At 74.9% G+C, this 11,677-nt stretch carries 11 protein-coding genes and 1 tRNA gene; 7 read left to right on the plus strand and 5 right to left on the minus strand.

Annotation, left to right across the window (positions count from 1 at the left end):
- Positions 1-161 precede the first annotated feature (161 nt).
- The 3 genes from FB458_RS18010 to FB458_RS18020 all read left to right on the plus strand — a co-directional run bounded on the left by FB458_RS18010 (position 162) and on the right by FB458_RS18020 (position 4,245).
- Positions 162-2,357 (plus strand): multicopper oxidase family protein, encoded by a 2,196-nt coding sequence (locus FB458_RS18010; RefSeq protein WP_141849715.1) that lies wholly within the window; start codon positions 162-164, stop codon positions 2,355-2,357.
- Positions 2,354-3,505 carry a hypothetical protein gene (locus FB458_RS18015; RefSeq protein ID WP_141849716.1) on the plus strand — a complete coding sequence of 384 codons (1,152 nt, stop codon included), beginning with the start codon at positions 2,354-2,356 and terminating at the stop codon, positions 3,503-3,505. Before FB458_RS18010 ends, FB458_RS18015 begins: the two co-directional genes overlap by 4 nt.
- Positions 3,506-3,654: 149 nt before the next feature.
- Complete coding sequence (locus FB458_RS18020; RefSeq protein ID WP_211356224.1) at positions 3,655-4,245, plus strand: TIGR03086 family metal-binding protein; 591 nt, start codon at positions 3,655-3,657, stop codon at positions 4,243-4,245.
- Between the two features lie 31 nt (positions 4,246-4,276).
- On the opposite strand, the gene FB458_RS18025 is transcribed toward FB458_RS18020, so the two are convergent.
- From FB458_RS18025 to FB458_RS18035, 3 genes are all read right to left on the minus strand, one after another.
- Positions 4,277-4,350: transfer RNA gene (locus FB458_RS18025), tRNA-Val, on the minus strand.
- An 83-nt stretch (positions 4,351-4,433) separates the two neighbouring features.
- Complete coding sequence (locus tag FB458_RS18030; RefSeq protein WP_141849718.1) at positions 4,434-4,913, minus strand: TIGR02611 family protein; 480 nt, start codon at positions 4,911-4,913, stop codon at positions 4,434-4,436.
- A complete protein-coding gene (locus FB458_RS18035; protein WP_141849719.1) occupies positions 4,910-5,761 on the minus strand; it encodes an aminotransferase class IV in 852 nt (283 codons plus the stop codon). The genes FB458_RS18030 and FB458_RS18035 overlap by 4 nt, the downstream gene beginning before the upstream one ends.
- Before the next feature lie 359 nt (positions 5,762-6,120).
- Between FB458_RS18035 and FB458_RS18040 the strand changes: the two genes are divergently transcribed.
- From FB458_RS18040 to FB458_RS18055, 4 genes are read left to right on the plus strand one after another with little or no spacing between them, the layout of a single operon-like run.
- The gene (locus FB458_RS18040) at positions 6,121-7,014 is read left to right on the plus strand and encodes an AfsR/SARP family transcriptional regulator (RefSeq protein WP_141849720.1); all 894 of its coding nucleotides are present in this window, start codon (positions 6,121-6,123) and stop codon (positions 7,012-7,014) included.
- Positions 6,995-7,651 carry a response regulator transcription factor gene (locus FB458_RS18045; RefSeq protein ID WP_170185734.1) on the plus strand — a complete coding sequence of 219 codons (657 nt, stop codon included), beginning with the start codon at positions 6,995-6,997 and terminating at the stop codon, positions 7,649-7,651. The genes FB458_RS18040 and FB458_RS18045 overlap by 20 nt, the downstream gene beginning before the upstream one ends.
- Complete coding sequence (locus FB458_RS18050; RefSeq protein WP_141849722.1) at positions 7,632-9,077, plus strand: sensor histidine kinase; 1,446 nt, start codon at positions 7,632-7,634, stop codon at positions 9,075-9,077. Before FB458_RS18045 ends, FB458_RS18050 begins: the two co-directional genes overlap by 20 nt.
- Positions 9,061-9,447 (plus strand): response regulator, encoded by a 387-nt coding sequence (locus FB458_RS18055; RefSeq protein ID WP_141849723.1) that lies wholly within the window; start codon positions 9,061-9,063, stop codon positions 9,445-9,447. Before FB458_RS18050 ends, FB458_RS18055 begins: the two co-directional genes overlap by 17 nt.
- Before the next feature lie 138 nt (positions 9,448-9,585).
- On the opposite strand, the gene FB458_RS18060 is transcribed toward FB458_RS18055, so the two are convergent.
- Both FB458_RS18060 and FB458_RS18065 read right to left on the minus strand, forming a co-directional pair.
- The gene (locus tag FB458_RS18060; protein WP_141849724.1) at positions 9,586-10,671 is read right to left on the minus strand and encodes a chorismate-binding protein; all 1,086 of its coding nucleotides are present in this window, start codon (positions 10,669-10,671) and stop codon (positions 9,586-9,588) included.
- A 163-nt stretch (positions 10,672-10,834) separates the two neighbouring features.
- Positions 10,835-11,674, minus strand: a complete 840-nt coding sequence (locus tag FB458_RS18065; RefSeq protein WP_141849725.1) for an SRPBCC family protein — start codon at positions 11,672-11,674, stop codon at positions 10,835-10,837.
- Between the last annotated feature and the right edge of the window lie 3 nt (positions 11,675-11,677).

Genomic DNA, 11,677 nt, shown 5'->3' on the forward strand with positions numbered 1-11,677 from the left:
GACGCCGTACGGCGTCCTGTACGACGCCTCCCGCCACCCCGCTCCGGCCGCCCACCCAAGGTTTTCTCAACCCCCCGTTCCTAGCGTCCTCGCAACGACGTCCGGCCGGCGGTCTGCGGGTCCAGCGCACCGCCCCGGGTCGTGCCAGAGAGGAGCACGGCGTGGAGTCACATCTGCAGGAGGACCGGGGCGGCGGCGGGGTGGCGCGGCGCACGCTGCTGCGCGTGGGCGCGGCGGCCGGCCTCGTCACCGCGGCCGGCGTGGGCCGCACGCTCGTCGTGCCGGGGCTGGAGCAGCAGGGGCTGCTCTCGGCGGACGGCACCTTCGAGGCGGCCTCGATCGCGGTGGGCGACGCGGCCCTCTACGTGGAGGCGTTCCCCACGAGCCCGCTCATCCTCACCCCGTTCTCCGACGCGCTGACCATCCCCAAGGCGCTGCGCCCGCAGGCGATGCTCGACGTGCAGTCGTGGGCGCAGCCCCCCGGTCCGGGCCCGGGGCAGCAGAACTCGATGCGCAACCAGCAGCACCAGATGTGGTGCCCCCCGGGCCAGACTCCCGTGGACCCGCTGGTCTACAAGCTCGAGCTGCTCGTTCGGCCGCACTCGTTCACCACCTCGCAGGTGCTGCCCATCAACAGCTCGGGCCTGCCGACGACGTCGTACGACGCCTTCGGGAAGGTCTACGCCAAGGGCACCGTCCGGACGCTCCCGCCGAGCACGATCTACGGCTTCAACGGGGTCTTCCCCGGGCCGATGATCAACGCCGAGTACGGCCGCCCGGTCCTGCTGCGGTTCGTCAACCGGCTCGACGAGAACCCGTACGGCCTCGACCGGCAGGACTTCGGCGCGCCCGACTGGACGTTCCTCACCCACCTGCACAACGCGCACACGGCGCCCGAGAGCGACGGCAACCCGCACTACTCGATGCGCTACGGGCCGCAGGGGCGCGGCTACGCGCCGCAGACCTGGGTCGACAACCTCTACCTCAACTGGCCCGCCGGCGGGGACAGCCGCGAGAAGCAGAGCTTCTTCTGGTTCCACGACCACCGGATGGACCAGACCGGCTCCAACGTCTACAAGGGTCTCGTCGGGCTCTACCCGATCTACGACCGCGAGAACGCGATGGACATGGGCGACGAGACCCAGGGTCTGCGCCTGCCCGGCGTCCGCACCGACAACGGCGACGGCAGCTTCGACGTCCAGTACGACGTCCCCCTGGCCTTCTACGACGTCCGCCTGGATGACGGCGTGACCACGCACAAGGACGCGCACGACGGCGACTTCCCTGACGCGAAGAACCCCCGGACGCACCCCGAGTGGTGGGGCAAGTCGTTCTTCCGTCACTTCCCGAACCACGGCTTCGTGGGAGACATCTTCACGGTCAACGGCACGGCCTACCCCGTCATGGAGGTCAAGCGGCGCAAGTACCGCTTCCGCTTCCTCGACTGCTCCATCGCCCGCATCTACGAGTTCAAGCTGATGAGCTCGACCCAGGGCCCGAAGTCGGCGGCGTCGCTGGGCCTCACCGGCAACGAGCTGCAGGGGCAGTACCGCATCCCGGACGGGCAGCAGTGCATGAAGTTCACGCAGATCGCGGCCGACGGCGGTCTGCTGCCGGCGCCGGTGGTGCGGGACTCGTTCGAGCTGTGGCCCGCCAAGCGGCGCGAGGTGATCATCGACTTCACGAAGTACATGGACGGGACCCCGACGACCAAGGGCGACGTCATCTACCTCACCGACGTCATGAAGATGCCGGACGGCCGGATGTGGTCGAACAGCTCGCGCTTCTCCCCCGACCCCAAGTACAAGGTGCCGGTGCTGAAGTTCGTCATCGGCGACGACGCCCCGGACGACAGCCAGATCCCCACGAGGATGCGCGACCTGCCCCCGCTGCCGAGCAACTGGCAGAGCATGCTGGCCAACCGGCTCGTCTTCGAGGTGCAGCGCGGGTCCGGCGGCGGCGAGATCGAGTGGCTCATCAACGGCAAGCCGTTCGACCCGACCAGCGTCGCGACCAGCCTGAAGAACCCGGCCGGTCTCACGCCGCTCGCGCAGCAGAAGAAGAACAGCTTCAACCTGTGGGAGATCCGCAACGGCGGCGGCGGCTGGGTGCACCCGTTCCACCTGCACATGGAGGAGCACCGCACCGTCATGCGCAACGGCAAGGACGTCACGGCGGCCGGCACCCCGGCTCACCCCGACGACGTGGCACGCGAGGACCTCGTCGCCCTCGACCCGAGCGAGTCGGTCATCATCTACCGCGGGTTCCGCGACTTCGTCGGGCCGTACGTCGCGCACTGCCACAACCTCGCCCACGAGGACCACGCCATGATGTTCGGGTGGGAGATCACGCCGTGACCGCCGTGCTGCCCACCCACGGGGGTCCCACCCGGCCGACCGCCGACCCGGCCACCACCCACCCGGCCACCACCCACCCGGTCACCACCACCCGCTCGGGCGTCTCGGACGTCCCGGGGGCGGTGCCGTGGGCGACGGTGCTCGTCGCGGCCGTCGTGCTCGGGGCGGCCGACCTGTGGTGGGTCCTCGTCCTGCGGGGAGCCGTCGGGTTCATCCAGCGGGCCCGCTCACCCTTCACGGTGTGGGCGACCGAGGTCGTGCTGTGGCTGCCGCTCGTCGCCCTCGGCGTCCTGCTGGGCCTGACCGCGGCCCAGCGGGTCGCCGCGCACCGTCGCGGCGCCTCCGTCGCCGCGGTCGGCGGCATGGTCGCCGGGGCGTCGGCCGCCGGGGTCGCGCTGCTCGCGGTCCAGGCCGTCTACGACACGGCGCTCCAGCGGGGGCAGGTGAGCGAGATGTCGTCGATGGTCGGCAAGGGCTGCGACGCGGCCTGCGTCCAGCGCCAGCTCGACTCGGTGGCCGGCCTGCAGCTGCGCGCCTTCGGTGTCGGGGTGGCTCTCGTCGTCGTCACCAACGTCGTCCTCGCCACGTGGCTGTGGGCGGCGGCCGGCGGCCGGCTCCGGCTCACGGGCCCGGCCACGACCGCGACGGCGCCCGACACCGTGCTGCGTCGGGGCCTCGCCGCCACGCTCGCCGGCACGGCCGCGATCCACCTCGCCGTCGTCCCCGAGCACCTGGAGGAGTGGCCGGCCGCCGGGGCCTTCTTCCTCGTCCTGGCCACCGTCGAGCTGCTCGCGGCCGCCGCGGTCCTGCGACGGCTGCGGGGCGACCTCCTCGTGGTCGTCGCCGTCTCGGTGGTCCCCCTCGTCGTGTGGCTGGTCTCGCGGACCATGGGTCTGCCGATCGGCCCGGAGCCCGGGGCCACGGAGGCGGTCGGCCCGGCCGACGTCGTCAGCTGCCTGCTCGAGCTCGGCTCGCTGCTCCTCGTGGGGCTGCTGGTGACGGCCGCGCCCCGCCCCGAGGCTCCCCACCGCGCGACCTCGGGCCGGGTCCTCGTCCTCGCGGTGGCGGTCACCACCGTCGTCGGGCTGTCGTGGACCGGCATCCCCTGGCTCGACGCCATCGGGGTGGTCGGGGGCGGCGGCCACTAGACCGGGAGCACGCACCTCGCCGCGGGACGCACCGGTCCTGTGCCAAGGTGTTGCCTGCGGCTGCGGCTCGCCCCCGGCCCCTCGCCCGAGAGGCCCGGCAGGCCCGAGAGGCCCGAGCCGCGCAGCAGGAGGAGCCCGACACCGTGTCCATGACCCGGATGAGCATCCCGGAGCGCTACCGCACGGCGGCCGCGGGGTTCACGCAGCGCGTCGAGGGGACGCGCGACTGGGACGCCCCGACCCCCGTGGCGCAGTGGCGGGCCCGCGACGTCGTCGACCACCTCGTCACCTGGCTGCCGGGCCTGCTCCGCACCGCCTCGACGGTCCGGCTCTCCCCGGTCGCCTCGGCGCAGGACGATCCCGTCCAGGCGTGGCGCGAGCTCGACGCCCAGGTAGCGGCGCTGCTCGGCGACCCGGCGACCGCGGAGCTCGTCCTGCGCAACCAGTACGTCGGACCGATGCCGGTCCCCGTCGCGGTCGACCAGCTCTTCACCCCGGACGTCGTCTTCCACACGTGGGACCTGGCCCGGGCCACCGGGCAGGACGACACCCTGGACGAGCAGTTCATCGCCCGCGCTTACGCGGGGATGGTGCAGAACGCCGAGATGATCCGTGGCTCGGGTCAGTTCGGCGAGCAGCAGCCGGTCCCCGACGACGCGACGACCCAGGAGCGGTTCTTCGCCTTCATCGGGCGGGACCCGCGGTTCCGGCCGGATCCCGGCCGGCCGGCTCGGCCGTGACCGGCGTGCCCGGCAGTGCTCTCGTGGAGGGTGGACGTGAAGGGACTCGAACCCCTGACCTCTCGCGTGTGAAGCGAACGCTCTAACCAACTGAGCTACACGTCCGGACGTCGTACGGCGCCCCGCAGGGCGGCTCGCGACGGAGCCTCACGATAGCGAACCGCCCACCCCGCGCCCTAATCGGGAGGTCAGCCCAGCCCGGGCACCCCGCGCAGCACGTCCTCGACGGCGTCCGGCAGGATCCCGGGCACCCCGGTGACGGCGAAGAGCGCCCAGAACAGTGCGAGGACGAGGGCGAGGGTGGCGAGCCCGACGAGGCCGCGCACCCACACCGGCTGCCGACCCATCCAGTGGGTCCACGAGGCCAGCACGCTTTTGCCCCAGCGCAGCAGCCGCTGCGCCCACTCGAACTCGCTCGCCCAGATCGCGACACCGGCGAAGACGATGAGCCAGCCCGGGCCCGGGGCCGGGACGGCGATGAGACCACCGACCACGACGACCGCGCCCACCACGGCGACGGCGATGCGGTAGGCGCGCGCAGTCACGGGGTTGGCCCGCAGCCGGCGCCGCCACGCCCAGTCGTCGTCCTGCGCGTCGAGGACGACGTCGTCGTCGGTGTCCTCCGGGCGGGAGGGGCGCGCCGCGCGCTCGTCGACCGGGCCGGTCACGGGTCCACGTCCTCGGCGGAGCGGGCCGCGAAGACCTCGGCCAGCCGCGCGGTGACGGGGCCGGGCGCGGGCAGCTCCCGGTCGTCGACGGCGTGGACCGGGAAGACGTCCTTGATGGAGCTGGTGAGGAACACTTCGTCGGCGGTGCGCAGCACGTCGAGCGGCAGCGCCTGCTCGCGCACGTCGACCCCGGCCGCGCGTCCCCACTCCAGGACGAGGCCCCGGGTGATACCGGCGAGCGGGCCGGCGTCGAGCGGCGGGGTCAGCACGAGGCCCGAGGCCGAGTCGGGGACGACGAACACGTTGGACCCGGTCGCCTCGCACAGCTCGTCGCGCGTGTTGGCGAAGATCGCCTCCATCGCCCCGACCTCCTTGGCCCGCGCGAGCGCGATGACGTTGTCGGCGTACGACGTCGTCTTCAGCCCCGCCGTCGCGGCGCGCTCGTTGCGCGTCCACGGCACGACGGTGACCTTGCCGCTGGCCGGTGGCAGGGCCTGCGGCGCGCTCGTGACGATGTAGGTCAGCTCGGAGCCGGTGCGGTCCGAGCCGAGCGGGCCGGCCCCGCCGGTCACGGTGAACCGCAGCCGCCCGAAGGCGATCGGGTCGGTCGCGTCGAGGACGGCCTTCACGCCCGCGAGGACCCGGGCCCGGTCGACCGGGGGCAGGCCGAGCCCGGCCACCGACCGGTCGAGCCGGTCCAGGTGGCGGGTCAGCGCGAACGGGCGCCCGTCGACGACCTTGGCCGTCTCGAAGACCCCGTCGCCGACGGTGACGCCGTGGTCGACCGCGCTGAGCGACGCCTCCGCGGGGTCGACCAGCGCGCCGTTGACCCATGCCGTGATGCTCATGGCAGCAGCCTCCCAGACGGGCACGGCGGTCGCGGTCGTCGGCACGTGGGGTGAACGCGGGACGCCGTACGGGGAGTTCCCCCTCCCCGGTCCGTAGCCCGTCCGGACCAGATGCGGACGGAACGGACGGTATGCGCACCGTTCGCCCCCCGTCCGGCGAACGGCACCCCCAAAATGAGGGGCAGGGGCCCCACCGCGCGGGGCTGGCCGCCCGGACGGTCGGCGAGCACGATGGAGCCCTGGGGAGCAGCCGGGGGCGGCTGCGCGACAGGCCGGCGACGTCATGGGGAGGTCGCCGGAGCAGCACTGGGGAGTACGAGACATCCGTCGTGGGGACACGTCGACGGAAGGGGTAGACGATGATGCGTATCCGTCTGTTCGGGGAGGCCGAGCTCGTCGACGACGAGCGGGGCAGGACGCCGCTCTCGGTCCTGGGGACCAAGCCGAGGCAGCTGCTGGAGATCCTCGCGCTCGGCGCCGGCCGGGTCCACGGGAAGGAGCACCTGGCCGACCTGCTGTGGCAGGGCCGGCCACCGGCGGCCGCGACCGCCGGGCTGGAGAGCTACGTCTCGGTCGTGCGCAGCCGCCTCGGCCTCGGCGCCGGTCGCGGGTCCGTCCTCGCCACCGCCGACAACGGCTACGTCCTGGACCGCGCCCGGTGCGAGGTCGACGTGGTCACCGTGCGCGAGCTGCACGACGAGTCGCGCCTGGGCTCGCTCTCCGGCGCCCTCAGCGCCGGCGAGCGCGTCGACGCGCTCGCCCGCGGCGAGCTGCTCGGCCACGAGGGCTACGCGCCCTGGGCGATCGAGGCGCGCGAGGAGCTGGAGGGCCTCGTGGCCCGCACCCTCGCCCGCGGGGCGCAGGGCGCCCTGGCCCTCGGGCTGCCCGAGCGGGCGCTGCCCCTGGCCGAGCGCGCGACGGCGCTGGACCCGGGTGACGAGGACGGCTGGCGCCAGCTGATGCGGGCGCAGTGGTTCGACGGTGCCCCCACCCAGGCGCTGCGCAGCTACAGCCGGCTGCGGGCCCACCTCATCGAGGAGCTCGGTCAGGAGCCGTCGGACGAGACGACCGAGGTCTACCTCGCCGTGCTGTCCCACACCTCGCAGGCCGGTGCCGGCGGTGACCACACCGTCGAGATCCGGCTGCTGCTGCAGCTCATGCGACAGGCCCTCGAGGGGACGCCCGGCGCGCGGCCGCCGGCGCTCGACGACGACCTGTCCCACGTGGCCTGTCGTGTCCTCGCCCGGGGCTGAGCGCCCCGTCCGCGTCCTCGTCGTCGACGACCACCTCGTCTTCGCCCAGCTGCTCGGGGGCGCCCTCGGCGCCGAGCCCGACCTGGAGTGCGTGGGGACGGCGTCCTCGGTCGCCGAGGCGCTGCGGCTCGTGCGCGAGGTGCGGCCGGACCTCGTCGTCATGGACGTGCGGCTGGACGACGGCGACGGGGTCGACGCGACGGCGGCGCTCACGGCGGAGCACCCCGACCTGCGGGTCGTCGTCCTCAGCGCGTACGTCGACGCGGCCCTGCTCGCCCGCGCCGAGCGCTCCGGCGCCTGCGCGCTGCTGCCGAAGAACGGACGGCTCGACGAGACGCTCGAGGTGCTGCGGCTCGCCGAGCGTGGCGGCTTCCTCGTCCCGCCGCGCTTCCTGCGCTCGCTCACGGCGACGCGGCCCCCCGCCGACCCGGGGCTGAGCCCGCGCGAGCTGGAGGTGCTGCGGATGCTGTCCGCGGGCGTCGCCGTACCGACGCTCGCCCGCGAGCTCGAGGTCACGGTGGGCGAGGCCCGCTCGCTCGTGGCCTGCGTGCTGGCCAAGCTCGGAGCCGGCTCACCGCTCGAGGCGGTCGTCGCGGCGGCCCGACGAGGACTGGTCCATGCCGCGCCCCCGGCCTGAGCGACCCCGGTGGGCCGCCTCCGCGGTGGTCCGCCGCTCCCTGCGCTCCTTCGTCCTGCGCAGCCTCGTCGTGCTCGTCGTCGTCGGCCTCGCGGCCGTCTGGGTCGCGCGTGACGTCGCCTTCCGCAGCTCGGTCGACGACGCGACAGAGCGTGGCAGCCTCTTCGCCGAGACGATCCTCGGCCCGCTGCTGACCCCGGCGGTCCTCACCCCCGGGGGCTCCCTGAGCCCCAGCGCCGTCACCCTGCTGCGCAAGCGGGTGGGCTCGGGCACGATCCGCCACCTCAAGCTGTACGACGAGTCCGGCACGGTCCTGTGGGCCGACCAGGCCGACCTCATCGGCCGGGGCTACACCCTCGACCCCGAGCTGACGGCGCTGCGGACCGACGGCGCGACCACGGCGCGCCTGAGCCGGGTCGAGGACCCGGAGGACGCCGAGCTCGCCGGGGAGGAGCGCCAGCTCGAGATCTACACGGCCGTCGACGTCGACGGCACCGGGCGCCGGGTCCTCGTCGAGACGTACTGGTCGATGCGCCAGATCGACGAGGAGACCCGCTCGCTCGTGCGCGCCTTCCTGCCGCTGCTGCTCGGCGCCCTGCTGCTGTTCCAGCTCGCCGTCCTGCCCCTCGGGCTGTCCCTCGCGCGGCGGGTCGACCGGACGCTGGCCGACCGCGAGCGGATGACCCGCCACGCCCTGTCGGCCGCGCGGCTCGAACGCAGCCGGCTCGCCGCGCAGCTGCACGACGGGGTCATCCAGGACCTGGCCGGCATCGGATTCGCGCTGCCCACCATCGCCGCCGGGCTGCACGCCCGCGCCGAGGCGGCGCGAGAGCTCGTCTGGGAGACCCAGCGGGTGCTCCTGCGCGACGTCGACGCCCTGCGCAACCTCCTCGTCGACCTGCACGACGACCCGCTGGGCGAGGAGGGCCTCGAGGAGTCGGTCGGCGCGCTGGCCGACCGGGCCCGGCAGCAGGGGCTGTCGGTCACCGTGGCGGTGGACCCGGGGGCGGCCTCCCCCGGCACCCGCGCCCTGGCCCTGCGCACCGTGCGCGAGGGGCTGCAGAACGTCCTCAAGCACGCCGCCGCCGAGCACGCCGGGGTGAGTGTGGCCGTCGACGGGGGGGACCTGCGCGTGCGGGTCTCCGACGACGGGCGCGGTGCCCCGTCCGGCGACATCCCGGAGGGCCACGTCGGCCTCAGCCTGCTGCGCGCCACGCTGGCCGACGTCGGCGGCTCGCTCGACCTGCGCGGCCGCTCCCCCGAGGGGAGCGTGCTCGAGGCCCGGGTCCCCCTGCTCGTCGAGGACGCGCTCGACCACACCCGGCCGCACAGCCGGGCCCGACGCCTGCGCCGCCAGGTGGCGGCCGTCTGGACCACCTTCTGGCGCGCGACGTTCCCGAGGACCTTCGATGACTTCTCCCGCTGAGACCGTCGGGGTCCGGGTGCTGCTCGCCGACGACCACCCGCTCGTGCGCCAGGGGCTGGAGCTGGCGTTGTCGGCGGCCCCCGGGCTGACCGTGTGCGGCACCGCCCCCGACGGGGTGGAGGCGGTGCGCCAGGCCCTCGAGCAGCACCCGGACATCGTCGTCCTCGACGTCTCGATGCCGGGCGGTGACGGCCTGACGGCCGCCCGCGAGCTGCGCCGGCTGCTGCCCGCGGTGCGCATCGTGGTGCTCACCTGGAGGGCGTCCTCGCGCCCGGCCGCGCTGGAGGCCGGGGCCGACCTGTTCCTGCTCAAGGACACCTCTCCCGGCGTGCTCGTCGAGCGCCTGCGCACCCTGGTGCCCCGCCCCTGACGGCTGCTCAGGCTTTTCTCAAGGACCCTGAGGTTGGCTCGGGGACGAGGCAGCGGGGGCTGCCTCGGGTTCGTCCCTCGGCGACGGGGATGTCACGTCCTGCGCCCCACAGGACGTGGGCTGGCGACCCCCTGCCGGTCACCCCGCCGGCAGGGGGATCGGCCCGCCGCCCGGACCGCGCGCCTCGCGGCCGGCCGCGAGACCGACGAGCCGCGCCGCCTTGAGGCGGGTCTCCTCCCACTCCTGCCGCGGGTCCGAGCCCCAGGTGATGCCGGCGCCCGTCCCGAAGCACAGCTCGCGGCCGGACCCCGCGCCCCGGGCCCAGAAGGTGCGGATCCCCACGGCGAGCTCGGCCTCGCCCCGGTCCGCGTCGACCCAGCCGACGGCGCCGCAGTAGGGCCCGCGCGGAACCGGCTCGAGGTCCCGCACGGCCTGCAGCGCGGTGACCTTCGGCGCCCCGGAGACCGACCCCGGCGGCAGCAGGGCCCCGAGCAGGTCCGCCCACCGCGTGCCCGGGCGCAGCCGACCCGCGACCTGCGAGACGAGGTGGACCAGTCCGGGGTGCGGCTCGACGACGCACAGGCGCTCGACGTCGACGCTCCCGGGCCGGCACACCGCCGAGAGGTCGTGCCGGACGAGGTCGACGATCATGACGTTCTCGGCGACGTCCTTGCCGCGCAGCTGCGCCGTGGTCGGCGCGGTGCCCTTGATCGGACCGGAGACCACCCGGTCCCCCTCGCGCCGCAGGAACAGCTCCGGCGACGCGCAGACGACGTCGAGCCCGGCGGACCCCACCCGCACCCGCCCGGCGTACGGCGCCGGGTTGCCCGCCCGCAGCCGCGCCGCCAGCCCGTCGAGGTCGGCGTCCGCGGCCAGCGGGTGGGTGAGGACGCGGCAGAGGTTCGCCTGGTAGAGCGTGCCGGCGGCGATGCGCCGCCGGATCTCGTGGACGGCGGCGACGTACGACGCCTCGTCCAGCGACGTCCGCCACGTGCCCGTCAGAGGCCCCCACGCCGGGGCGTCGGCACCGGGTGGGGCCGGACGGACGTCGGCGAACCGGACCGCCGTGACCTGACCCTCGAACGTCGCGACGACGGCCCAGAACCCGGAGCCGTCGAGGGCCCGGACGGCGGCGTCGCCATATGCCACCTCGACGACGCCGGTGGCCACCCGGTCCCCGAAGCGCGCGACCCCGCCGGGGTCGTGCGGGTCGGCGGGGGTCACGGCGCGACCCTACTGACGCGAGCCCGAGGCAGCCATCAGCTGACCTCTCCACGCGACCGGAGCCGCCCGCACCCCGCACGCCGCCAGCCCCTGGACGCTCCACGCGACGGCGCCCCGCCCGGGGTGGTCCCGGGCGGGGCGCCGTACGGCGTGCTGGGTGCGGTCAGCGCGAGCGGGACCGCCCGAGCAGCCAGCCCAGCAGGATGCCGACGACGGCCGCGGCGGCGTACCCGCCGTAGCTGCGCAGCAGCACCGGGATGACCGCGGAGCCGAGGTCGAGCGCGTCGTCCTCGGAGGCCGCCGGGGCCGGCCGGGGAGCCGGCCGCGCCGGGGTCCGCAGCGGTGCGGCCCCGGTGCCGACGTGCTGCACGGGCGCCTCGGCGGTCGACACCGCGGCCGGGGCCGCGCCGGCGCCGGATGCGGCGGCCGTCGTCGTGGCCGCGGCCGAGGAGCCGGCCGGGGCCGTGCTCCCCGCGGCGTCGGCCGGCGCCGCCGGCTCGGGCGCGGCCGCGGTGGCCGCCCCCGCCGACGCCGCGTCCGACCCGCCGTCCGCCTCGTCGGCCGTGAACCGACGCTCGAGGCAGGCGACGAACTGGCCGAGCAGCTTGTCCGAGACGTCCTGCATGACGCCGCGGCCGAACTGGGCCGGCTTCCCGGTGACGGCGAGGTCGGTGACGACCTCGACGCTCGAGCCGCCGCCCTCGCCGTCGGAGACGGTGATGGTCGCGGTGGCGCCGGCGGTGCCGTTGCCCCGCTTGTCCTTGCCGGTGGCCTCGATCACCGCCTTGTGGGTGGCGTCGTCGCGCTCGACGAACCGGCCCTGCCCGGCGTACTGCAGGGCGATGGGGCCGAGCTTGACCTTGACGGTGCCGGTGAACGAGTCGCCGTCGACGCCGGTGACGACGGCGCCGGGGAAGCACCCGGCGACGCCCTCGAGGTCCATGAAGGTCTGCCAGGTCGTCCCCGGGTCGGCCGGGACGGTGAACGTGTGGTGCAGCTCCACGGC

This window comes from Lapillicoccus jejuensis, assembly GCF_006715055.1.
Lineage (GTDB): Bacteria > Actinomycetota > Actinomycetes > Actinomycetales > Dermatophilaceae > Lapillicoccus > Lapillicoccus jejuensis.

What these genes read in the sequence shown, in the direction of transcription:
- FB458_RS18050 (WP_141849722.1), top strand. Translation starts at nt 7,632, where the DNA reads ATGCCGCGCCCCCGGCCTGAGCGACCCCGGTGGGCCGCCTCCGCGGTG.
- FB458_RS18035 (WP_141849719.1), bottom strand. Translation starts at nt 5,761, where the DNA reads ATGAGCATCACGGCATGGGTCAACGGCGCGCTGGTCGACCCCGCGGAG.
- FB458_RS18040 (WP_141849720.1), top strand. Translation starts at nt 6,121, where the DNA reads ATGATGCGTATCCGTCTGTTCGGGGAGGCCGAGCTCGTCGACGACGAG.
- FB458_RS18055 (WP_141849723.1), top strand. Translation starts at nt 9,061, where the DNA reads ATGACTTCTCCCGCTGAGACCGTCGGGGTCCGGGTGCTGCTCGCCGAC.
- FB458_RS18020 (WP_211356224.1), top strand. Translation starts at nt 3,655, where the DNA reads ATGACCCGGATGAGCATCCCGGAGCGCTACCGCACGGCGGCCGCGGGG.